General features: G+C 68.6%; 17 protein-coding genes. 11 read left to right on the top strand and 6 right to left on the bottom strand.

Annotated features, from left to right (window positions below):
• Positions 1-678: 678 nt before the first annotated feature.
• Positions 679-1413 (bottom strand): DUF7873 family protein, encoded by a 735-nt coding sequence (locus tag ENSA7_RS17825; protein WP_106090497.1) that lies wholly within the window; start codon positions 1411-1413, stop codon positions 679-681.
• A 160-nt stretch (positions 1414-1573) separates the two neighbouring features.
• Between ENSA7_RS17825 and ENSA7_RS17820 the strand changes: the two genes are divergently transcribed.
• The 6 genes from ENSA7_RS17820 to ENSA7_RS17795 all read left to right on the top strand — a co-directional run bounded on the left by ENSA7_RS17820 (position 1574) and on the right by ENSA7_RS17795 (position 9184).
• On the top strand, positions 1574-2776 hold the full coding sequence (locus tag ENSA7_RS17820; RefSeq protein ID WP_106090496.1) for an MFS transporter: 1203 nt from the start codon (positions 1574-1576) through the stop codon (positions 2774-2776).
• A gap of 143 nt (positions 2777-2919) precedes the next feature.
• A complete protein-coding gene (locus ENSA7_RS17815) occupies positions 2920-4080 on the top strand; it encodes an imelysin family protein (RefSeq protein WP_106090495.1) in 1161 nt (386 codons plus the stop codon).
• Positions 4077-5489, top strand: coding sequence for a di-heme oxidoreductase family protein (locus ENSA7_RS17810; protein ID WP_244923836.1), 1413 nt, complete (start codon positions 4077-4079; stop codon positions 5487-5489). Before ENSA7_RS17815 ends, ENSA7_RS17810 begins: the two co-directional genes overlap by 4 nt.
• Positions 5486-6595 (top strand): imelysin family protein, encoded by a 1110-nt coding sequence (locus ENSA7_RS17805; protein ID WP_106090494.1) that lies wholly within the window; start codon positions 5486-5488, stop codon positions 6593-6595. Before ENSA7_RS17810 ends, ENSA7_RS17805 begins: the two co-directional genes overlap by 4 nt.
• A gap of 4 nt (positions 6596-6599) precedes the next feature.
• A complete protein-coding gene (locus tag ENSA7_RS17800; protein ID WP_146157817.1) occupies positions 6600-7913 on the top strand; it encodes an HTTM domain-containing protein in 1314 nt (437 codons plus the stop codon).
• Positions 7914-7927: 14 nt separating this feature from the next.
• Complete coding sequence (locus ENSA7_RS17795; protein ID WP_106090492.1) at positions 7928-9184, top strand: hypothetical protein; 1257 nt, start codon at positions 7928-7930, stop codon at positions 9182-9184.
• 18 nt (positions 9185-9202) lie between these two features.
• On the opposite strand, the gene ENSA7_RS17790 is transcribed toward ENSA7_RS17795, so the two are convergent.
• On the bottom strand, positions 9203-10312 hold the full coding sequence (locus ENSA7_RS17790) for an NHL repeat-containing protein (RefSeq protein ID WP_106090491.1): 1110 nt from the start codon (positions 10310-10312) through the stop codon (positions 9203-9205).
• A 130-nt stretch (positions 10313-10442) separates the two neighbouring features.
• Between ENSA7_RS17790 and ENSA7_RS17785 the strand changes: the two genes are divergently transcribed.
• Complete coding sequence (locus tag ENSA7_RS17785; protein WP_244923835.1) at positions 10443-12644, top strand: copper-transporting P-type ATPase; 2202 nt, start codon at positions 10443-10445, stop codon at positions 12642-12644.
• 133 nt (positions 12645-12777) lie between these two features.
• A complete protein-coding gene (locus ENSA7_RS17780) occupies positions 12778-13248 on the top strand; it encodes a YbhB/YbcL family Raf kinase inhibitor-like protein (protein ID WP_106090498.1) in 471 nt (156 codons plus the stop codon).
• On the opposite strand, the gene ENSA7_RS17775 is transcribed toward ENSA7_RS17780, so the two are convergent.
• Positions 13249-13707: a host attachment protein gene (locus ENSA7_RS17775; RefSeq protein WP_106090490.1), complete on the bottom strand. Its 459-nt coding sequence runs from the start codon at positions 13705-13707 to the stop codon at positions 13249-13251.
• 122 nt (positions 13708-13829) lie between these two features.
• Between ENSA7_RS17775 and ENSA7_RS17770 the strand changes: the two genes are divergently transcribed.
• Positions 13830-14189, top strand: coding sequence for a hypothetical protein (locus ENSA7_RS17770; protein ID WP_106090489.1), 360 nt, complete (start codon positions 13830-13832; stop codon positions 14187-14189).
• Positions 14190-14196: 7 nt separating this feature from the next.
• Here ENSA7_RS17770 and ENSA7_RS17765 read toward each other — a convergent pair whose 3' ends face one another.
• The gene (locus tag ENSA7_RS17765; protein ID WP_106090488.1) at positions 14197-15579 is read right to left on the bottom strand and encodes an NHL repeat-containing protein; all 1383 of its coding nucleotides are present in this window, start codon (positions 15577-15579) and stop codon (positions 14197-14199) included.
• A gap of 211 nt (positions 15580-15790) precedes the next feature.
• Here ENSA7_RS17765 and ENSA7_RS17760 point away from each other — a divergent pair, with 211 nt between their 5' ends.
• The gene (locus tag ENSA7_RS17760) at positions 15791-16255 is read left to right on the top strand and encodes a GatB/YqeY domain-containing protein (protein WP_106090487.1); all 465 of its coding nucleotides are present in this window, start codon (positions 15791-15793) and stop codon (positions 16253-16255) included.
• 202 nt (positions 16256-16457) lie between these two features.
• Positions 16458-18878 (top strand): hypothetical protein, encoded by a 2421-nt coding sequence (locus ENSA7_RS43815; protein WP_181233852.1) that lies wholly within the window; start codon positions 16458-16460, stop codon positions 18876-18878.
• Positions 18879-18901: 23 nt separating this feature from the next.
• Here ENSA7_RS43815 and ENSA7_RS17750 read toward each other — a convergent pair whose 3' ends face one another.
• Together ENSA7_RS17750 and ENSA7_RS17745 are read right to left on the bottom strand one after the other, a co-directional pair.
• Positions 18902-20026, bottom strand: coding sequence for a GNAT family N-acetyltransferase (locus ENSA7_RS17750; protein WP_106090486.1), 1125 nt, complete (start codon positions 20024-20026; stop codon positions 18902-18904).
• Positions 20023-22460, bottom strand: a 2438-nt coding sequence (locus tag ENSA7_RS17745; RefSeq protein ID WP_106090485.1) for a prolyl oligopeptidase family serine peptidase, incomplete at its 5' end; no start/stop codon positions are given. The genes ENSA7_RS17750 and ENSA7_RS17745, both read right to left, overlap by 4 nt.

The raw sequence follows: 22460 nt of genomic DNA, 5'->3' as shown, positions 1-22460 counted from the left end.
CCGCCCCCCAGCACCCAAGTAAGCCGTACTCAACGCCAAGCACCAACCCCACACACCAAAAGCGAAAAATGCCCGCAAACGGTACAACGAGCCCCCTCCCAGGGGGCCACACATGCCATCGCGCATAAAAGAACCAGCCCATCGAGGGAGCGCCAGCGACCGACCGGACGCGCCAGCGGCCGTGCATGGCAAAGTGCAGGATGTCTGTGGGGGTAAAAGGATAGGACGGTCCTGGCGGGGTGTAGCCTCACCCGCCAGGACCTAGAACCGACGCTCTCGAACGCCGGCGCCGAGTGTTGACCGATCAACGGCAGTCTTCACCCACGAGATTGAAAGCCCGCATCATTCCATTAGACCACAGATCCACAGTGACGGATCCGCCGGGGGACGATCCCGGATCTCGAGCGTGGGTAGGTGAAAGGAGAGATGATCGATGGCTCGACTATTGAGCTTGGGAGCGAGGCTTAGCTTGAGTGATGCCTCGGACCGACACCCCCGCGGTTTTGTGCGGGGTCTTGTGTGCCTGCGTCTACCAGTTCCGCCACCCCGACCCATCGCTGGAGATTGTCGGGAGAGGGATTCGAACCCCCACGTCTTCGGCTGTCGTGACGATGAGCTTGAGCTTCAGCTTGGCTCCCTGTGAAAGTCTTGGTGTCTCCTGTTCGAAGGGGGACGGAGTTAGAGTTCGGCGAACACGTAGTCGAGCATCGCCGAGGCGTCCTGGCGCACGACGTCTCGCGTGTTGGCCTCTTCGCGGGCGCACTTGACCGCGTTGGACAGCTTCTCGATCCGACGCTGCAAGGTCCGCTTGATCTCGCGAGGGATCGCGCCCGAGCGCTTGACCGTGGTCACGTAGCCGACGATCTGATCCTCGGTGATCAGCTGGGCCTGGGCCGGGTGCTCTTCGGTCGCGGGGTAGAGCACGATGCCCTTTTGGATCTTCTTGGTGCGGTGGCGCTTGCTGGGCGCGCTGACGTGCATGCCCTTGTCATTCTCGTCGCTGCGCCAGTCTTCGGCGGGGTCGAGCTCGACGATCCGCTCGACCATGGTGCCGATGTCCTTGAGCTGCTTTTCCAGGAACAACAGGAAGGTGGTGGGCACCTGGGCCATGAGCGTCTGCCCGTCGACGACGACGTCGGCCTTGACCTCGCAGTTGGCGAAGTCCTTGGTGGCCTCGATGTTGAACAGCTCACCCAGGCTCTTGTGGATGGTCTGCAGCACCTCGCGCGCGTTGTACTGCACGCGCTTTTGCTCGGTTGGAAAGTGCTCGCCGTCCTCGGCCAGGGCCTCGTAGGTGGCGACGAAGCCGTTGAGCAGATCGGGCTTGCGGCAGGCCTTGTCGAGCTCGGTGAGCTCGGCGAAGACTCGCTTCTTGAGGTCGCTCTCGATGGCGAGAAATTGGTTCAAGCGCATGACGGGCGCCGACCATAGCAGCGGAGCGCGGATTCAGCACCGACTATTTTTTGCCCTGCGCGAGATAAAATGACCAGGCATGACGGGCGCCGACCATAGCAGCGGAGCGCGGATTCAGCACCGACTATTTTTTGCCCTGCGCGAGATAAAATGACCAGGCATGACGGCGGCCGAGCAAGTCAGCGCCAAGCGGGCGCTCGTCGTGATCTCGATCGGGGTCCTGCTCGCGAGCTCGACGTGGCTCTCGGGCACCGCGGCGGCGCGCGAGCTAGCCCGGGTGTGGGCGCTGAGCCCGAGCGAGGCCGCGCGTCTGACCAGCGCGACGCAGTGGGGCTTCATCGCTGGTACGTTGGTCTACGCCGCGACCAACCTGGCCGATCGGTTTGACGCCCGCCGCGTGTTCTGTGGCTCGGCGGTGCTCGGCGCGTGCTTCAACCTGGGCTTCGCGTGGCTCAGCGACGGCCTGTGGTCGGCCCTGGTGCTGCGGTTCGCAACCGGGATGACGCTCGCGGGCGTGTACCCGGTCGGGATGAAGCTGATCGCGGGGTGGTACCGCGAGGGCCTGGGCTGGCGGCTGGGCGTGATGGTCGGCTGCCTGACGCTGGGGACCGCGTTCCCGTTTGGTGTGGCGGCGCTGGGCCTGGCGCTCGACTGGCGGGCGCTGGCTTCGATCGCTTCGATCGCTTCGGTCGTCGGCGGGCTGCTGGTGCGGCTCGGCTGCGACGAGGGCCCGCTGCTGCGGACCCGGGCCAGGCTGGATCTACGCGTGGTCGGCCGGGTGTTTCGGCACCGCCCGTTCCGCGACGCGGCGTTCGGCTACTTCGGGCACATGTGGGAGCTCTACGCGCTGTGGTCGTTGACGGCGGTGTGGCTCGACGCTCGGTTCGCCGCAGCCAACGCGGGCGCGTGGGCGGAGCGGGTCTCGCTGCTCGCGTTTGCGACCGTGGGCGTCGGTGCGCTCGGCTGCGTGGCGGGTGGACTGCTCTCGCGCCGGCTCGGCGAGCGCAAGGTCGCCCTGATCGCGCTGACCGGCAGCGGCGTCGCGTGTCTGATCTCGGGGTTTGCGTTCGAGCTGCCGCCTGGTTGGCTGACCGTGTTCTTGCTGGCTTGGGGTGTGCTGGTGGTCGCCGACTCTCCGCAGTTCTCGGCGCTCGCGGCCCGCCACGCGCCGAGCGAGTACACCGGTACCGCGCTGACGATCCAAAATGGGCTGGGCTTCGCGATCTCGACCGTGTCGATCCAGCTGGTCCCTCGCCTCGCGGAGCTCGTCGGGTGGAGGTGGGTGTTCGCGGTGCTCGCGATCGGGCCGATGGTTGGCGTGTACTTCACGGCTCGCGGCCGCGACGACGCCACGGCCGCCTGACGGCGCGTGGCACCCGACCCCGCCGTCACACACGATGATATTGAAAATTGTGTTCTACCTTCGCGCCAGCTGACACTTGGTGTGCGTCGGCTAGGGAATTTTAGAGTTTGACGTTGAAAACAGTTTTCAATATCTTCCAGGTCATGACTCGTCTCGGACCCCTCGCGGCCATCGTCGCGCTCACGCTCAGCGCCTGCACCAACGACCCCGAAGACTCGGCAGGGCTCGGCAGCGACGAGGTCGCGCCGATCGCCGAGCAGTACGCGAGCGTCGTCGCGGCCAACTACGCCGACGCGCGCAGCTCGGCCATGGACCTGCACCACGCGGTCACGGAGCTGGTCGCGAGCCCGAGCGAGGCCAACCTCGACGCCGCGCGCCAGGCCTGGCTCACGTCCCGCGAGTCCTACGGCCAGAGCGAGGCGTTTCGGTTCTACGACGGCCCGATCGACGAGCCAAGCGCCGGCCCCGAGGGGCAGCTCAACGCGTGGCCGATGGACGAGGCCTACGTCGACTACGTCGAGGGCATGCCGGACGCGGGCATCATCAACGACCCAACGAGCTACCCGGAGATCAACGCGGAGCTGCTGATCGAGCTCAACGAGCAAGGCGGCGAGACCAACATCTCGGCGGGCTACCACGCGATCGAGTTCCTGTTGTGGGGACAGGATCTCTCGGAGTCGGGCCCCGGCGAGCGGCCGTGGACCGACTTCGACGCCAGCGGAGCGGGCACCGCGAGCAACCAGGATCGCCGCGGCGCGTACTTGATCGCCGCCGCCGATCTCCTGATCGCGGATCTCGACGGCTTGATCGCGGCCTGGGATCCGACGAGCGGCGACAACTATCGGGCGAGCTTCCTGGACGCCGCACCCGACGAGATCGTGCGCCGGATGCTGCTGGGGATCGGCAGCCTCTCGGGCGCCGAGCTAGCGGGTGAGCGGATCGAGGTCGCGCTCGCCACCCAGGATCAAGAGGACGAGCACTCGTGCTTCAGCGACAACACCCACCGCGACATCATCGTGGATGTGCTTGGGATTCAAAACGTGTACCTGGGCGAGTACCCGGGCGCCGAGGCGGGACCGGGGCTCTACGACCTGGTCGCGGCCCGCGATCAGGACCTCGCGGATCGGCTCGCCGACGACATCCAGGCCAGCCTCGCCGCCGCGGAGGCGATCCCGGTGCCGTTCGACCGGGCGATCATCGACGACCGCGAGGCCGTGCAGGCTACCGTCGACGCGCTGCGCCGCCAGACCGACACGATCGTCGAGGTCGCGGCGCTGTTTGACATCAACCTCGCGCTCGAATGATCGTGTCCGGCACCATGCGCGGTCACGCCTCGGGCTCGTCGTTCCTGCTCACGCTGCTGCTGGTGGCCGCGTGTGCGGACGCCGACGAGCTCGCGCCCGAGCCCGGCGAGGAGCTGGCCGGCGGGGACACGACGGTGTTCGAGACTGGCGCGCGGTCGTTCATGCTGTCGGCCCGCAACCTCAGCGAGCCCAACGAGTCAGCGTTCTTCGTCGGCAACTCGTTCTTCAACAAGAACTGGGTGATCGCCCCGGCGTCGACGACCGCCCGCGACGGGCTGGGCCCCACCTTCAACGCCCGATCGTGCTCGGCCTGCCACTTCAAGGACGGCCGCGGGCGACCGCCGCTGAGCGCCGACGAGCCGATGCTCTCGATGTTGGTCCGGCTCTCGATCCCCGGCGTCGACGAGCACGGCGGCCCGCTGCCCGAGCCCAGCTACGGCGGTCAGCTGCAGCCCGACGCGATCCCTGGCGTCACCTCCGAGGGGCAGGCGCGGGTCACCTGGCAGGAATTGCCCGGGACCTACGCAGACGGCCAGCCGTACTCGCTGCGCCAGCCCAGCCTCGAGCTCGTCGCGCTCGGGTTCGGTCCGCTGGCTGAAGACGCGCTGATGTCGGCCCGCGTGGCCCCGCACATGATCGGCCTGGGGCTGCTCGAGGCGCTGCCCGAGTCGACGATCCTGGCGCTCGCCGATCCCGATGACGACGACGACGACGGCATCTCGGGGCGGCCCAACTACGTGTGGGATCCACTCAGCCAGACCACGGTGCTCGGTCGGTTTGGGTGGAAGGCCAACCAACCGGGGCTGCGCCAGCAAAACGCGGGAGCGTTTCACGGCGACCTTGGGATCTCGTCGAGCCTGCACCCTGGCGAGGACTGTCCGGCGGCGCAGCTCGAGTGTGGCGCAGCGCCAACCGGCGGCAGCCCGGAGCTGAGCGAGGAGCTGCTCGACGCGGTCACGATCTACTCACGCCTGCTCGCGGTCCCGGCTCGGCGCGACGTCGACGACCCCGAGGTCCTCAACGGGCGCGAGCTGTTCCTGGAGATCGGCTGCGGCGACTGTCACGTCCCACGCCTCGTCACGGGTGAGCTGGAGGGCTTCCCCGAGCTGTCGAATCAGGTGATCTGGCCGTACACGGATCTGCTGGTCCACGATCTGGGTGAGGGCCTGGCCGACGGTCGGCCCGACTACGAGGCGAACGGACGCGAGTGGCGAACGCCGCCGCTGTGGGGCGTGGGGCTGTTCTCGGTCGTCAATGATCACGCGCTGTACCTCCACGACGGGCGCGCCCGCGGGCTCGCCGAGGCGATCCTCTGGCACAGCGGTGAGGCCGAGCCTGCGCGCGCACGGTTCGTCGAGCTGAGCGCGAGCGAGCGGGCAGCCCTGCTACGGTTCGTGGAGTCACTATGAACGATCGAAGCCGCTCAAAGTCAGTCCTGGTCGGTGTCGTCGCCCTCGTCGGTCTGTCGTTCGGGGCGCTGGTCGCCTGCCCCGCCAACCAAGAGCCCGATCGCCGCGCCGAGCTGCTCGCCAGCCTGGTCGAGGCCCAGTTCATCCCGACGCTCGGCGAAGCGAGCGAGCGCGGCGAAGCCCTGCACACAGCTGCGACCGCGCTGTGCAGCAGCCCCGACGCCGCCCACCTCGACGCGGCACAGGACGCGTGGTGGCAGCTGCGTGCTCCGTGGAAGCGAGCGCTGGCGATCCCGCTGGGGCCGATCATCGACGATGGCTTCGACATGGCGATCGACTTTTGGCCGCTGCGTCCGAGCAGCGTCGAGGGTGGCGTGGCTGCGGGGGTGAGCTCGCAGGCCGAGCTCGACGCGCTCGGGGTTGCGAGCAAGGGCATGCCCGCGGTCGAGTACTTGCTGTGGGATCCGCTCGCTGGCGACGAGGCCGTGCTCGCGGCGCTGACCGGCGCCGATGGCCCGGCCCGCTGCGCGTATCTCGAGTTGCTGACCGCCGACGTGGCCCTGCGCCTCGCCGAGCTCGACGACGCGTGGCGCGACGACTACGCGACCCAGCTCGTCGGCGCCGGGACCAGCGAGACCTACCCTGACCTCGCGCTGGCGATCGACGCGATCGTCAACGCGATGATCGCCGGGCTCCACGATCTCGACGACATGAAGCTGGCCAAGCCGCTGGGGCTCACGAGCGCGAGCGGAGCGGATCCAGAGCTGGTCGAGTCGCGGATCTCGGACCGCTCACTCACCGACGCGCGCGACGCCCTGGCCGGGTTCGAGGCCGCGTACCTCGGGACCGATGACGGCGGGCTCGGCCTGACGATCTTGGTCGAGCAGCGCAATCCCGACGTCGACGCCAAGATCCGCGCCGAGCTCGAGGCTGCCAAGCTCGCGCTCGCGGCGGTGCCCGAGCCGCTGCGACTGGCGATCAGCTCCGACGCCGCCGCCGTCGAGCAGGCCCAAGTTGCGATCAAGCAGGTGCGGATCTCGATGACGGCCGACGTCGCGAGCTTGCTCGGTGTGACCGTCTCGCTGAGCGACAACGACGGGGACTGAGGTGATGCAACGGGGGCTGGATCGAGCGCGCGCGTGGGCCCATCCGCGCGTGGACGCCAGCTCGCTGGTGATCCTGCGGGTGTTCGTGGGGCTGCTGGTCTGCGTGTCCGCGCTGCGCTTCGTCGCGCGCGGATGGGTGAGCGAGCTGCTGCTCGCGCCGAGCTTCCACTTTCACTATTGGGGGTTTGCGTGGGTGCGAGCGCCGGGGCCAGCGCTCGCGTATGGTCTGTTTGCGGTGCTGGCCGCGGCCAGCCTGGCGCTGGCGGCGGGTGTGCGGGTGCGACTGTCGGCGCTGATCTGCTGGGTCGCGTTCACGTATATCGAGCTGATCGACCTCACCTATTACCTCAACCACTACTATTTCATCACCTGCCTGCTCGCGACCTTCGTGCTGCTGCCGCCAAGGCCCGACGCGGACGGGCGCGTGAGTCGAGCCAAGCTCACGCTGGTCCGAGTTCAGGTCGGCCTGGTCTACGTGTTCGCTGGCGTCGCCAAGCTCGGCTCAGACTGGCTGGTTCACGCGCAACCGCTTCGAACTTGGCTGGCTCAGCACGCTGATCTTCCAGTTGTGGGGGCGTGGCTCGACGAGGCCTGGCTGGCCCACCTGGCGTCGTGGTCGGGGCTGGGGTTCGACTTGCTGGTGGTCCCGGCGCTGCTGTGGCGGCGGACCCGGAAAGTTGCCTACGCGGCGGTGGTTGGCTTTCACGTGATCACCGGATTGTTGTTTCCGATCGGCATGTTCCCGTGGTTCATGATCGGCTGCGCGACGATCATGTTCGCGCCCGACTGGCCGCGCCGATTCATGGCGTTGAACCTCGAATCAGGCGGCCACGCACCCACGAAACCTCGCCTCGAACAGGCGCTCGCGGGGCTCGCGGGGGCGCTGCTCGTGGTCCAGATCGCGCTGCCGTGGCGCGCCCTGCTCTACCCGGGATCGATGCTGTGGCACGAGCAGGGGTTTCGCTTCGGCTATCGGGTGATGCTGATCGAGAAGGTCGGGTTCGTCGAGTTTCGGGTCCACGACCGCGTCTCTGGCGACCGCTGGACGGTCGCCCCCCACGCCGAGCTGAGCGCGCTACAAGTGAAGATGATGAGCACGCAGCCGGATCTGATCGCCCAGTACGCGCGACACCTGGCCACCCGACTCGAGCACGAGATGCCCGGTGCCGACATCGAGGTCCGCGCCGACGTGTTTGTCGCGTTCAATGGCCGGCCTCACGCGCGCTTGATCGATCCCCAGACTGATCTCGCGGCCACCCGCGCGGGGTTGGCCGCGAAGCCCTGGATCCTGCCCGCGCCCACGACCGACCCGCCGTGATTGCCATGAAACGCATGACACCCCGAATTTCCGCGCTCCTGCTTGGTGCCTGGCTCTGTGCCTGCTCGACCGAGGATGGCGCCGACACGTCCGGCGACGAGCTTGGTGACGAGGACGAGCCCGAGCTGGGTGACACCCCCCTGCCCGCCTGCGAGGCGGCGATGTTTGGGCTCACGCAGATCGAGGCCGAGCTGCGCCTGCCCGATCCTGATCTGGACTATGTGATCGAGCTGTACCGTGGTGACGCGCCGGATCTGTCCGGTGAGTCGCCCCTGCCCGGCGGCACCGCGGTCCAGCGATGGGTCCGCGAGGTCGGGGCCAAGCTCGGCCGCGTCGAGGCTGGCGTGTTGATCGATGATCTGGCGATCGAGCAGGCCCTCGAGCTCGCCGCGCTCGAGCAGGGGGAGGCGCGCAAGCTGATCTTGCTGGATGTGGTCGCGACCCTGCGCGAGGTCGGCCTGCTCGACGTCCGCGCCCGCCTGGCGATGGTCTCGGACGCGCTCCCCGATCCCCAGCGCGACCCCGCGCTGTTTCACGCGGAGTGGGACTGGGCCTGGTGCGTGTGGACCGGCAGCTTCGCCGGCCTCGCTGGCGCCGCCGATGCCAGCGCCAACGAGGACTGGGAGGCGACGATCGAGGGCGCGTTCACGACCGGCTCGGCGGGGATCATCGGCGACGAGCAAGTCTGGGCGGCCGATGAGCTCGCCACCAAGTCGGCCAAGCAGGTGATCGAGAAGGGCTCGTTTGGGGTCGTGCAGCGCCGCCTGGTGGCGCTCGCCGAGCGAGCCCGAGCCGACGCGGACCCGCTCGCGGCACGCGAGGCGCTGGGGCTGTTGGCGTTGATCAAAGATCGGATCTTGGGCCGCAACACGCCGGCGGTCGAGCTGATCACCACGATGCTCAGCGGCCCGCCAGCCGAGATCGACGCGGACCTGATCGAGCACGAGCTCGCGATCGTGTTCGCCAAGCGGGCCCGCAAGTACTGTGACGAAGCCGTGTTGGCCGGGTCGCTGGGCAGCGCCGAGGGAGTCAAGGGCGTCGACGAAGGGATCGTGTACACCCGGATCGTGCTCCCGGTGATGAGCGATCTGCTGGCGGACGCGGGCTTCGACGCCGACGCGCACATGCAGGACTGGGCGGCCTATCGCGAGGCGGTGCTGAGCGACGACGGTGCGCTGTCGAGCAGCCTCAGCGAAGGTCTGTGTAGCTGGAACTGCGAGCTGCAGGCGGCGCTGGGGATCGCCGCGTGCACCGACAGCGCCGATGAGTGATCCGGCGAACCGCAGTTCCTACTGAGGCGGAAATGGTCCTTCGGTGGTCGGCGGGACGTCTTGCTCGGGCGTCACTGCGCGCAGCGTGCCATTTTGATTGTTCGCGCGGGTGAACCACACCGTCCCGCTCGCGACCGCCACACCATAATTGCCCGCGTTGACGCTCAGGTTCTGCAGCCCATTGTCGATGAACCCGCCGCGGGGCAGCTCGACGGTCAGGAACGCCTTCGCGTTCTCGTAGGAGATGATGATGAGGTAGCCCTCGGCGTTGACCGTGAGGTCCGTCGGATCATTGAGGTTCCCGGCCGGCAGATCCTCGAGGGCGACGCCATCGATCCCATCGTCGGTCGCGGCGTCGTCGAAGCGCACGACCCGATCATTTTGCATGTCGGCGACATAGAGCGACCCAAGGTCATACACGCAGCCACGCGCGCCGCCATCGGGCAGATCCGACGAGCTCGTCAGGCCGTTGCCGGGCGAGCCGGGGTTTCCGGGAGTCCCGGTGGCGAGCCCGCTGCCGATCCGCGTGAACGTGAGATCGTCGCCGTCGAGGGTGCTGGCTTCGATCCGCCAGGCCGTGCCGTCGCCGAGGTTGATCATATAGAAGTACTCGATCAGGCCGTCGGCCGAGCGCCCGCCGTAGCAGAGGCCGCCAGGGTTGGCGAACGCGTCGGACTCGTCGCTACCGTCGATCGTCGCAATCAACGCGCCGTCTTGATCGAGGATCGCAATCCCGCCTGCGTCGCCCTCCCCACCTTGCTCGAAGCTGGCCCACACCCGGGTGTGGGTGGGGACCGAGACCGCCGTGGCGCCGGCAAAGCCGACCGAGGTGCCGTCGAAGATCGGATCGGCGTCGCCGCTGCTGGAGTCGCCGGATGGATCACGGACCCACATGATCTCCGAAGTCCCGTAGTTCGCGATGTAGATGTCACCACCCTCGATGTCGTCCGGCGTGAGCGGATCATCGGGTGCAACGCCGATGTCCAGCGGGAAATTCATGCCCGTGGCGACGCCGTCGAACAGGCCGCTGAACAGGCCGATCGCCGAGGTGTCGTCGGCCTCGCCGTCATCGTGGTTGCAGGCGGTCAGGACCAGGGGCAGGGCGAGGAGCACGGGGGAGATGCGCATGATCGTTCGGTTGGACCGAGCCCGCGGCCCGGGTTCCAAGTTTTGCGAGCTCGCCGGGGCGTTCGTACGCAACATGTGCACGCACGCGAGGTATGCGACATCACGCTCGAGGCGTCAGAGTGACCCACGCATGTCCGAGCGAGGTCCAGACACGGCGCCTGCGACGACGGGGCGGGTCGAGTGGACCTGTCCGATGCACCCCGAGATCGTTCGTGACGAGCCGGGCTCGTGCCCCAAGTGTGGCATGGCCCTCGAGCCGCGCACTGCCACGGCGGCACCCGTGGACAACCCCGAGCTCCGCGACATGCGACGCCGCTCGTGGGTCTCGCTGATCTTCACGGTCCCGCTGTTCGTGCTCGCGATGCTGCCGATGGTGGTCTCGCCGGATCCGTTTGCGAGAATCCCCCACCCGGTTCGCAGGTGGATCGAGCTGCTGCTCGCGACGCCGGTCGTGCTGTGGTGTGGCTGGCCGTTCCTGGTCCGCGGGGCCCGATCGATCATCCCGCAGCGCGACGGATCCAGGCCGTCGTGGAACTTGAACATGTGGACGCTGATCGGGCTTGGGGTCAGCGTCGCGTACGTCCACGGCGTGGTCGCGACGCTGGCGCCAGACCTGTTCCCTGCGGCGATGCGCGACGAGCATGGCGCCGTGCCGGTCTATCTCGAGGCCGCGGCGATCATCGTGACGCTGGTCTTGGTTGGCCAGGTCCTGGAGCTGCGGGCCCGATCGCGGACCGGCGCGGCGATCCAGGCGCTGCTGGGGATGGCACCCAAGACCGCGCGCAAGCTGCTCGATGACGGCCGCGAGATCGACGTCGACATCGCGGCGATCCAGGTCGGTGATCAGCTGCGCGTGCGGCCCGGTGAGCAGATCCCCGTCGACGGCGAGGTGATCGAGGGCCGCAGCAGCGTCGACGAGTCGATGCTGACCGGTGAGCCGCTGCCGGTCACCAAGCAGGTCGGCGACACGGTGATCGGCGCGACCCTCAACCAGTCCGGTGGCCTGGTCATGCGCGCGGACAAGGTCGGCAGCGAGACCGTGCTGGCCCGGATCATCTCGCTGGTCGCGGAGGCCCAGCGCAGCCGGGCGCCGATCCAAGCCCTGGCCGACGCGGTCGCGGGGGTGTTCGTGCCGATCGTCGTCGTGATCGCGCTGCTGACCTTCGTGGCCTGGGCGATCTGGGGGCCCCAGCCGCGCCTGGCCCACGGCCTGGTCAACGCCGTCGCCGTGCTCATCATCGCGTGCCCGTGCGCGCTCGGGCTGGCCACGCCGATCTCGATCATGGTCGCTATGGGTCGCGGCGCCCAGGCGGGGGTGCTGTTCGCCAACGCCGAGGCGATCGAGCGGCTCGAGCAGGTCCAGGTGTTGGTCGTCGACAAGACCGGCACGCTGACCGAGGGCAAGCCGACGCTGACCCAGGTCGAGACCGTGCCTGGCGGGCCGAGCCCGAGCCAAGATCAGCTGCTGACCTGGGTCGCGAGCGTCGAGCGTGGGTCCGAGCATCCGCTGGCCGCGGCGATCGTCGCTGGCGCGAACCAGCGCGGGCTCGAGCTGCTGGCGGCGGAGGAGTTCGAGTCGGTGACGGGCAAGGGCGTGACCGGTCGGGTCGAGGGCCGCGCCGTCGCAATTGGCACCGACCGGCTGCTCGAGGATCAGGGCGTCGACGCGGAGCCACTCGCGGTCCTGAGCGGGCGCGCGCAGACGCTGCGCAGCGCGGGCGCCAGCGTCATGCTCGTGGCGATCGATCGAGAGGTCGCGGGCCTGCTCGCGGTCACGGACCCGATCAAGTCGAGCACCCGCGAGGCCCTCGCCGGTCTGCGCAACGATGGCCTGGAGATCATGATGCTGACCGGCGACGCCCACGAGACGGCTGCCCACGTCGCCCATGTGCTCGGCATCGAGCAGTTCGTGGCCGAGCTGCTGCCCGCCGACAAGGCCGCCGAGGTCGCCGCGATGCAGGCCGAGGACCAGCGCGTGGCGATGGCCGGCGATGGCATCAACGACGCCCCCGCGCTGGCCCAGGCTGACGTCGGCATCGCCATGGGCACCGGCACCGACGTGGCGATCGGCAGCGCTGGCGTCACGCTGCTCGAGGGTGATCTACGGGCGATCCTGCGGGCGCGTCGGCTGAGCCGCGCGACCATGCGCAACATCAAGCAAAACCTCGGCTTTGCGTTTGTCTACAACGCGCTGGGGGTGCCGATCGCCGCTGGCGTGCTGTACCCGGTCACGGGGATCTTGCTCTCACCGATGATCGCGGCAGCGGCGATGAGCCTGTCTTCGGTGTCGGTGATCGGCAACGCGCTACGTCTTCGCCGCGCCAGGCTTTGATCGCCGACGCCGCTACACTAATTCCATGGCGAAGCTTGCCCTCGAGACCGCGCTTGGCTTGCTGCTCACGACCGCCTGCGTCCAGACGGCGCCCGCTGACGCCAGGCCCAACCACAAGCCCAAGGTCCCCGAGATGTTGCTCGAGTCCCCCGCGTTCGCCGATGGCGAGTCGATCCCCATTCAGCACACCTGTGAGGGCGAAGACGTCTCGCCTGCGCTCAGCTGGTCACACGTGCCAGCCGGCACCCAGAGCCTCGCGCTGATCGTCGACGACCCCGACGCCCCCGATCCCAAGGCGCCCAAGCGAACCTGGGTGCACTGGGTGCTGTACGAGATCCCGCCGGACGCGAGCGGCCTGCCCGAGGCCGCGACCGCGCTCCCGACCGGCACCCGCGAGGGGCTCAACGACTGGGGCAGCACCGGCTACCGCGGCCCGTGCCCGCCGATCGGTCGGCACCGCTACTTCCACAAGCTCTACGCCCTCGACGCGCCGCTTGGCGATCTGTCCGATCCGACCAAGGCCGAGCTCGAGCACGCGATGACCGGCCACATCCTCGCCGAGGCTCAGCTGATCGGCACGTACCAAAAACAGCACAAGCAGTAGTCAGCGAACTCGCCCGAGCTCGCCCGAGTCGGTCAGCCGCCGCGCCAGCTCGCGCGGGTCGGCTTGAGTCAGGTGCATCGGGAGCTCGAGGATGACCCGATCCCGGGCCGACTTGTCGAGCTTCTGACGGACCTCGCCGAGCAGCTGCGGCTCGATGATCAGCACCAGGCGCTCGGCCTCGTCGTCATTGAACGCCGCGTGGATGATCTGCGCGATCTCTGCAGCCATCTCCTGCCGCTCGAGGTCCTGATAGCTCGTGGTGGGCGCCTTGGCGTGGCGGTGCTGGCCGACCGACTCGAAGGTGCGTCCCGGACGATCGGCGTTGCGATCGCCTGGGCTGGGGCGATCGATCCCTGCGCGGGCGGGCTCTAGCACCGCGCCTGGGTGCGCGTGACGGTAGAATCGAGCCGTCTCCCGATCCGCGACGACGACCAGCGTACTTTGCCTCTCGAACAGCATGCGAACTCGAGTGTAGTACTGCCGATCCAGCCGACACGCGCATCACTTGATGACATCGACGGACACACGACGCAGGGGCTGCGGGCCTCGTCGACCGATCGGTGTTGAGATACGCTGGCGCGATGATCTTCCCACGCATGATCCCGCTGTGCCTGATCTTGATCTCGGTCGCCTGCGCCCGCCCGAACGGGCCTGCCGACAGCAGTGACGCGCTCGAGCCCGAGCCGCCGGCCTCCGGCCCCGAGGAGCCGGGGGCGGACGGCAAGGACGGCGGCCAGGACGGGCTGGCCTGCTCCGCCGACGTCGACTGCGTCCCGGCGCAGTGCTGTCACCCGACCACATGCGTCCCGGCTTCGGAGGCGCCGGACTGCTCCGACATCGCATGCACCGAGGAGTGCCAAGGGGGCACCATGGACTGCGGCCAGGGCCACTGCGGCTGCCAAGATGGCGCCTGCGTGGCCGTGATCGACAACCCGCTCTAGGCCCGCTCTAGCCGCTCGGGTTGCCACCGACAGCGCTGAGGGCGGCGCCGGTCATGTCCGAGTACGTGTACGCACCGACGAGGCCGTTGTACGAGGTGACCTGCCCGGTCATGGGATCGACCCGGTGCGCGCCGTTGCCATCGACGGCCCACACGTACCCGTTGAAGTCGACGCTCACGCCGTACGACGACGGCGTCGGCCAGTTGTAGACGACCTCGAAGGTCTCACGGTTGAGACCCCGCACGCCGGTGCCGCCGAGCCACAGCAGCCCGTCTGGATCGGCGTCGGCCATGCAGCCCGCCGCCCAGGACCCGAGCTCATCGCTGACAGTCCAGGTCTCGTCCATGGGATCGAAGCGGGCGACCCGGCTGGCGCAGTTCCACACGTAGCCGTTGACGTCGACCGTCATGCCGTACCAGTGCGAGGTCAGCCCAGTCGACGACGGGCCGTCCCACACGGTGGCCTCCATGGTCTGGCGATCGACGCGGATCAGATGGTTGCCAGTTGCCCAGCCCGTGCCCCAGAAGTTGCCCTCGGAGTCGACGGCGGCGCCGTAGATGCCGAACGAGTCGGACTTGAGTCCGGGAATGTCGACGGTCTCGACGACGACGCCGGTGTCACCATCGAGCAGCAGCACCTGATCTTGGTTGCTGCCGTAGCGCCCGGCCGTCCACAGCATCTCGTCGTCCCACTCGCAGCTGCCGGCGTTCCAGGTCCCGGGTGCCCACGCGAGCGGCCGCTGGCTGTTGTAGTCGAACGGGGTGTGCCACGCCCGGCACTCTTCTTGGTCCCACGGCAGCGCCTGGTTGTTGAGCGAGGTCTGGATCCCGGGCATGCCGTTGGACTCCTCGCAGAATTCTTCGGTCGCGTAGAACTTGGTGACCCCGCCCTGGCGGCTGGCGACCGCGACGTGACCGGTCAAGCTCACCGAGGTTCGCGACGGGCTGCCCTGGCCGTCGGGGCGGACCTGGTAGCGGCCGACCTCCATCACGGTGTTGGTGTCGATCTTGGAGATCGTGCCCTGCGAGCTGTTGGCGGCCCACAAGAACGTGAACTCGGGATCGTTGCCACCCCCGGCTCCACAGTTGAGGCCCGCGTCGGGCAGCGTGCCCAGGTCGAACACGGTGCCGCTGCCGCCCCCGTCGTCATCATCGTCGCCGTCGCCGTCGCCGTCGCCGTTGGTCGTGGGCCCGGTGTCGGTCGGGTCGGTGGTCGTGCTGCCGCTGTTGCTCTCGCCGCTGCTCTCGCCGGTCGAGTCGGCCGAGCCGTTCGAGGCTGAGCCGATGCCCGAGGTGCCGTCATCGCCGGAGCCGCGCGGGTTGTCACCGCCACAACCAACAGCGGCGACCGAGAACGCGAGGAGAACTGAAGCAGGTAGTATGCGCATCATCTGTATCAATCCGTGCCGTATTGAAACACACACTGGCGTCAGTTCGCGAGTATTGTCATCGTGCGCCGTCCGCTCAATGTGAGCAGGCGATCATGCCCGCCGATCCCGTAGCGCTGCGTCCGCTGCGCTGCCCGACGGTGGGGCCTGGCGGACCCACAGTTGCCGTGCGCCGTCGCTTGCGCGATTGGGCGGCTGAAGTACGCTCCGCGCCATGAGCGACTCCGACGGGATCAAGGCGCAGATCGACAAGGCCTTTCGCAAGGCTCGACTCGAGCGCGACGAGCCGACCAAGCTCGTGATCGGGATGATCAAGAACAAGGTCCTGACGGAGCTCAAGTCGGGATCGGGCGTCGAGGAGACCGACGCGCTGTGGTTCGACAACGTCACGGCCTACGCCAAGCAGGTGCGCAAGACCATCGCCGAGCTCGAGCCGCTGGGGGATCGGGCCGCCGAGGCGCTCGCCGAGGCCCGGTTCGAGCTGGCGTTCTGTGAGCAGTTCCTCCCGACCAAGCTCGACGCCGCGGCCACGGACGCGCTGGTGGCCGAGCTCGCGCAGGCCAACGGCATCACCGACAAGAAGCAGATCGGTCGGCTGATGGGGCTGATCATGAAGAACCACCGTGACGAGGTCGACGGCGACCTGGCCCGCCAGGCCGCCGAGCGTGTGCTGTCCTGATCGCGCGCTGTGCGAGGGTCCGGGTCGTTCCTGGGCTTGGCGGATCGATCACGAGCCACCCTCGCGCTTTGCTCACGCCGTCGTGCATGGGTTGAGGCGGCCGTGACCGGGCGACAAACCTGGCCGGGGCCGCCAAACTTTTGCTAGCGTCCGCGCCCACGCCACTGGCCGCCCCGCGGTCGCGCGCTGACCCAAGCTCTCCATGCTGCTCGCGCCCAAACTCAACGGCGACGGCGAGGATGTCCTCCCCGACATCCTCGAGACCTACATCGACGCCGTCGAGCCGCAGTGGATGGACATGCTCGGCTATGCGCTGGCGGCGTTCGCTGCCGCGCTGCTGTGGAGCGTGATCGTCGGTCGGCGACGCGCGAGCGAGCCGTGGGCCGGCGAGCGGTGGCTGCGGCTCAGCGTGGTGCTCGGCTTGATCGGGGTCGGGCTGTGGCGGGCCTACGCCAACGCGACATGCTTTGACGACGCGTACATCTCGCTGCGCTACGCCGAGAACTTCGTGGCCGGCAAGGGCCTGGTCTACAACCCAGGTGAGTACGTCGAGGGCTACACGAACTTCTTGTGGACCATGCTGGTCGCGCTGTTCATGTGGCTGACGCCCGTGGAGGCCCCGCTGATCGCGGTGATCGGCTCGATGGCCGCGTTCGCCGTCAACCTGTGGGTCGTGTGGCGGATCAGCCTGAAGATCGCCCCACCCTTTCACCGCCACGCGTTCGCGGTGCCGATCGCGGTCGGCCTGCTCGCGGTTCAGAACATCTTCACGGACTACGGCACGACCGGGCTCGAGACCGCGTTCGCCAGCTTGATGGTCAACCTGGGCGTGCTCGCGCTGGTGTCCGGCGACGACGCCAAGGCCACGTTCTGGGCCGGGTTTTGCTGGATCATGGCGACGCTGACTCGGCCCGACCACGCGGTGTTCTACGCGGTCGGCTCGGCGGTCGTGCTGTCCGTGTGGATCCGGCCGACCTGGCGCGCGCGCAAGCACGGGCTGCGCGCGATCTGGCGCGAGGGCCTGCGCCCGATGGCGACCTACGCGGCGCCGTTCCTGATCTGGCTGCTCTACTCGGCCTGGAAGCTGCAGTACTACGGCGAGCTGCTGCCCAACACCTACTACGCCAAGTCGGCGTACATGACCTACTACGAGCAGGGCCTGGCCTACGCGACGGCGTTCCATCTGTCGAGCCACCTGTGGATCGTCGTGGCCGTGCTGTTCTTGCTGTGGCCATGGCGGGCGCCCAGCAACATCCCCGGTCGTCGGTTCATGGCCTTCATGGTCCCGGCCGTGCTGCTCTACGAGTGGTACGTGATCCGCGTCGGCGGCGACTTCATGGAGGGTCGCTTCTACGTCACGCTGATCCCCCTGCTGCTGCTCGCGGGTGAGCAGCTGGTTCACGAGTTCTCGCTGACTCGGGCGGCCCGAAAGCTCGCGCTCGAGCAGCTGCGCTCACGGGCCTCGGCGACCGCCGCTGAGTCCCCCACCGAGCGCTCGGGGTCCCCCGAGACCGCCGCGCAGGCGCCCGCGCCCAGGCGGGCCCCGCTCGCGATCGGGGCGATGCTGCTCGCCGGCTGCATGGCCGCGAGCGCGGTCGGGGTCCGGCTGATCGGCCCCCGCACCTCGCTGTGGCACCTGACGGACGAGACCACCTACTACCCCATGGTCAGCTGGTCGCCCGTGGTCATCGATCACGCGAACTACCGCGTGGGCGTGATCATGGGGAAGATCCATGAGGGCCTGGTCGAGCAGGACGTGGACCAGCCGATCTTGGCGACCGGCGCGATCGGCTTGCTCGGCTACTACTCCAAGATGCCGCTGGTCGACCGGCTCGGGCTGACCGACGCGACCGTCGCCCACCGCGAGATCACCAAGCGCGGCCGTCCCGGCCACGAGAAGTGGGCCCCAGCCAAGTACCTGACCGAGCGCGGCGTCCACTTTCGGCGCGGGGGTGGCTACTCGAAGTGGTTCAAGCCCAACGCGACGATCCGCTGGGGCGTCCGCACCGGTGGTCGGCGCTGGTACATCCTCTGGTACGACCGCGAGCTGATGAGCGCGATCCGGGAGGCGTACCCCGACGCCTACTTCACGGATTTCGAGGTCTACATCGACAAGTACATCGCTCGCTTGCCGCACACGAACGCGAAGAAGGCCCGCAGCGAGTACAAGCTGTTCAAGCGCTACTACTTCGATCACAACGACGACCCGGAGCGACAGGCCGCGTTCATTCGCTACTTCGCGTGGATCAAGGCGGGCAAGCAGCCCCGCTCCTTGCTCGAGGGTGGTCGCTGGGACGTCTACAAGCAGCGCGGCGCCGAGGCCAACAAGATCGAGCAGGAGCTGCGCCGGGCCCGATCCGAACGCAGCCGCGAGGCCGCGCGCTGGAGCCTGCCGTGGAACCAGATCACGCTGCGGCGAAAATATGGGCTGGCGCCCGTGCCGGTCCACAAACCCAGCTCCAAGCCCGGGTCCAAGGCCAAGCCCAAGAACAACGCGAAGACCCCGAGCCGACGTCGCACGCCCGACCCCGACGAGTCCGACGACGATGCCGACGATGACGATGACGACGATGACGATGACGATGACGATGACGACGACGACGGTGGAGACGACGCGGCCTGACGCGGCGCCCAGATCCACGCTGCTCAGTCGAGCGATCGTTCGTAGGCCCGATAGGTCATGTAGATCCGTCCGCCGAGCTTCTCGAGCGCGCCTCGCATGCGGCGATTGTTAGCCAACACCAGCGACGCGTCGGCGCCCCGATAGCCGCGGCGCAGCGCCTCTTCCCAGGTCCGCATGTACAGCGGCGCCCCGAGCCCGAGGTGCTGGTACTGGCGCTTGACCCCCAGGACCAGGACCCGCATCGCGTTGATCCGGCTGGCCCCCCGCCACGCGTGCCACCAGCCAAACGGAAAGATCCGTCCGTTCATCGGCTTGGTCACGGGGTTGGAGTCGGGCAGCGCGATCGAGGCCGCGACGCACTCGTCGCCGATGTATGCATAAAAGCACAGCCGCGGATCGAGCAGCGGTTTGAGCCGCTGACCCAAGAACGCGAACTCGGCCTCGGACATGGGGACGTGGCCCCAGTTGTGATCCCACGCGTCATTGAAGATCTCGCGGAACAGCTGCACGCCGCGGTCGTAGTCGGCCGCGTCCATGGTCTCGATCCGCAGCTCGGGGGTGCGCGACGTGACCCGCCGGGCCAGGCGCTCGATCAACGGCGGGACCGGGCCGGGCTCGAGCCAGTACGCGTACCAGTCCATGACGCCGTCGAGGCCCAGGGCCTCATAGTGCCCAGGGTAGTAGTCGCGGTTGTGCGAGTTGGCGACGCTGGGATCGACGTCGAAGCCGTCGACGAGCAGGCCAAAGTCATGGTTCTGGTTGAAGTTGAACGGCCCGCGCGCGCGCGTCATGCCCTGCTCGCGCAGCCAGGTGGTCGCGGCCACGAACAGCGCGCGCGCGACCTCGAGCTCGTCCACGAACTCGAAGAAGCCAAACAGCCCCACGCCCGGCTCGCGCAGCTGCAGCTCGGCGTCGACCGTCGCGGCGATCGTGCCCAGCGGCGTGCGGCCGCGGTAGGCCATGAAGCACTGGACCTTGGCGGCGCGAAAGAACGGGTTCTTGCCCGGATCCAAGAACGCCTTGCGCTCGGAGATCAGCGGCGGGACCCAGTGGGGATCCCCGCGATAGATCGGCCACCACGCCGCGATGAACCGACCGGCGTCGCGCGGCAGCTCGATCGGCACGATCGTGAGCTCGGCGGCGCTCACTTGGACGGTGCCTTCGGGGTCGAGGGCGGCGGGTGCTTCACGTGCATGTCAAACCACCGGAATGACTCGTAGAGGGTGTGTAACACCGACTCGCGGGCCCGATAGCCGTGCGCCTCGTGCGGCAAGATCACCATGCGTGCGGTGCCACCTAGGCCCTGCAGCGCGTGAAACAGGCGCTGGGTCTGGATCGGGAAGGTCCCGGAGTTATCGTCGATCTCGCCGTGGATCATCAGGATCGGCTCATCCAAGCTCGCGGCCGAGAACAGCGGCGACACGCGCACGTAGGCGTCGGTCGCCTCCCACAGATCGCGGCGCTCGCTCTGGAACCCGAACGGCGTGAGGCTGCGGTTGTAGGCGCCCGAGCGGGCGATCCCGGCCTTGAACAGATCGGTGTGGGCGAGCAGGTTGGCGACCATGAACGCGCCGTAGCTGTGGCCCCCGATGCCGACACGATCACGATCGGCCACCCCCTGCGCGACCGCGGCATCGATCGCGGCCTGGGCCGAGAGCTCGAGCTGCTCGAGCAGGGTGTCGTTCATGGTCTCGGGATCGCCGACCACGGGCATCGCGGCGAACAGCACCGCGTAGCCCTGGGTCAGGAACATGGTGGCCGAGACTCCGCCGAGCCGGGTGAAGCGAGTTGGCGCGGCGCGGACCTGCCCGGCCGTGTCCGCGTCGACGTACTCGACCGGGTAGGCCCAGATCACCAGGGGCAGGCGCTCGCCCGCCTCGGGGTCGTAGCCCGGCGGCAGGTACAGCGTGGCCGACAGCGGCACACCGTCGGCGCGGCGGTAGTCGAGCAGCTGCTTGTGGATCCCGTCGAGGCCCGGGTGCGGGTGCGGCAGCTGGGTCAGCGCCACGGACTCGCCGCCAGCGAGCGGCTCACGAAACCAGTCCGGTGGATCGCCGGGACCCTCGCGGCGCAAGACCGCGCTGGCGGTGTCACCCGCAAATCCGACGAAGCTGGCCCAGGTGTCGCTCGGCGACTCGAACAGGCGCTCGGGCGCGCTGTCGGGCGCGAGCGCGAGGCGATCCAGGAACGGGCGATCACCCTGGGGGGTCGCGCCGGAGCCGTCGAGGAACATGACGGCGGCCTCGCCCTCGCCCTCGATCCGCACGACCCAGGTGTCGTCGGGCAGGTTGACGCGCACGGGGTCGCCGGGATCGGCGTAGCTGTCGTGGACCGAGCGATCGAACAACACCCGGCCCGGATCGGGCGCTTGGCCGTCGCCGGGGAGCTCGCGCAGGTGAGTCGTCAACCACTTGCGATCTCGATCGTACTCCTTGATCAAGTAGCGACCCGGCTGCTGCAGCCACGAGGTCCCCGCGTAGCGATGCACGAGCCGGGTGAACTCCTGGGCGTCGCTCGCCGACTTGCCAGCGAACGGGGCGGTCAGGCGCATGAGACGATCGCGGTGCTCGGCCTCGGCCCGGGGATCACCGCCGTCGAGCGCCTCGACGAAGATCAAGCTCGCGGCCGCGAGCGGCTGCCACGAGAACCCACGCGGCCCGGTCGGCACGCCCTGGATCGGCACCTCCTCGGCGGCGGGCTGGGTGTCGAGCACGATCGGCGCGGCGTTGGGCTCGGTCAGCGACCACAGCTCGACGCTGTGCCCAAACCGATAGTGCGGGACCACCCGCGAGTACGGCGGGACCAGCCGCTCGACCAGCAACCACTGCGCGTCGGGAGCGGGGTCCCGATCCGTGAACACGCCGATCGCCGTGTCGCCGCTGCCCAGCTTGGTGACGGCGCCCGCGAGAGTGACGATCGCCAGCTCGCTGGCGAAGTAGTGGGTGAACAGCGCGTCGTCGAGCTCGGTCTTCAGCAGGTCTTGGTAGGTGCGATTGGTCGCCGCGCGGCCCGAGGTCTCGTCGACCCATGGGCCCTGCGCGACGTCGCCACCGATCGGCGCGGCCCCGCGTGTGGCGGGGACCAGCGAGACCAGCAGGCGCTCGCTGCCCGACAGCCAGGCCAGCCCGTCGTCGAGGCAGCCGTTGAGCGGGGCGTCGATCAGCCGGCGGGCCGCCGCGGTCTCGACGTCGGCGATCCACAGCTCGACGTGATCCTCGCTGGTGTGGGTGAACGCGAGGTGCCGGCCGTCGGGCGACCAGTCGGGCGTGCTCAGCTGCGGGCGTGGGGGCAGCCCCGTGACCTCGCGGTGCTCGCCGGTTGCGACGTCGACGAGCGTGAGCTGCTCGAAGAAGCTGGTGCGGCGGCGCTCGTTGGTGCGGGGGTTGATGCGCTCGCCCGCGAGCGCCTGCATGGGCTCGGCCAGCACCTCGAGCCCCGGCTGGGCCGGGTAGTCGGCGAGCACCATCGTGCGCCCGTCGCTCGCGAGGCTGACGCTGGGCGTGGGTGCGGCGTCGATGATCGACACGACGTCCGCGTCGGGTTGCAGGTAGCGCAGCGTCGGTGTGACGAGCGGTCCGGGCT

Origin of the sequence: Enhygromyxa salina (assembly GCF_002994635.1) — a bacterium.
Lineage (GTDB): Bacteria > Myxococcota_A > Polyangia > Nannocystales > Nannocystaceae > Plesiocystis > Plesiocystis salina_B.
Note: the sequence above shows the minus strand (reverse complement) of the source record. Positions and strands in the feature narration are given on the sequence as shown.

Bases quoted from the DNA above. Each gene is read 5' to 3' on its own strand.
- ENSA7_RS43815 (WP_181233852.1), top strand. From the start codon at position 16,458: ATGCTGCTCGCGCCCAAACTCAACGGCGACGGCGAGGATGTCCTCCCC.
- ENSA7_RS17790 (WP_106090491.1), bottom strand. From the start codon at position 10,312: ATGCGCATCTCCCCCGTGCTCCTCGCCCTGCCCCTGGTCCTGACCGCC.
- ENSA7_RS17795 (WP_106090492.1), top strand. From the start codon at position 7,928: ATGACACCCCGAATTTCCGCGCTCCTGCTTGGTGCCTGGCTCTGTGCC.
- ENSA7_RS17775 (WP_106090490.1), bottom strand. From the start codon at position 13,707: ATGCTGTTCGAGAGGCAAAGTACGCTGGTCGTCGTCGCGGATCGGGAG.
- ENSA7_RS17805 (WP_106090494.1), top strand. From the start codon at position 5,486: ATGAACGATCGAAGCCGCTCAAAGTCAGTCCTGGTCGGTGTCGTCGCC.
- ENSA7_RS17825 (WP_106090497.1), bottom strand. From the start codon at position 1,413: ATGCGCTTGAACCAATTTCTCGCCATCGAGAGCGACCTCAAGAAGCGA.
- ENSA7_RS17810 (WP_244923836.1), top strand. From the start codon at position 4,077: ATGATCGTGTCCGGCACCATGCGCGGTCACGCCTCGGGCTCGTCGTTC.
- ENSA7_RS17765 (WP_106090488.1), bottom strand. From the start codon at position 15,579: ATGATGCGCATACTACCTGCTTCAGTTCTCCTCGCGTTCTCGGTCGCC.
- ENSA7_RS17780 (WP_106090498.1), top strand. From the start codon at position 12,778: ATGTTGCTCGAGTCCCCCGCGTTCGCCGATGGCGAGTCGATCCCCATT.
- ENSA7_RS17800 (WP_146157817.1), top strand. From the start codon at position 6,600: ATGCAACGGGGGCTGGATCGAGCGCGCGCGTGGGCCCATCCGCGCGTG.
- ENSA7_RS17770 (WP_106090489.1), top strand. From the start codon at position 13,830: ATGATCTTCCCACGCATGATCCCGCTGTGCCTGATCTTGATCTCGGTC.
- ENSA7_RS17760 (WP_106090487.1), top strand. From the start codon at position 15,791: ATGAGCGACTCCGACGGGATCAAGGCGCAGATCGACAAGGCCTTTCGC.
- ENSA7_RS17820 (WP_106090496.1), top strand. From the start codon at position 1,574: ATGACGGCGGCCGAGCAAGTCAGCGCCAAGCGGGCGCTCGTCGTGATC.
- ENSA7_RS17785 (WP_244923835.1), top strand. From the start codon at position 10,443: ATGTCCGAGCGAGGTCCAGACACGGCGCCTGCGACGACGGGGCGGGTC.
- ENSA7_RS17815 (WP_106090495.1), top strand. From the start codon at position 2,920: ATGACTCGTCTCGGACCCCTCGCGGCCATCGTCGCGCTCACGCTCAGC.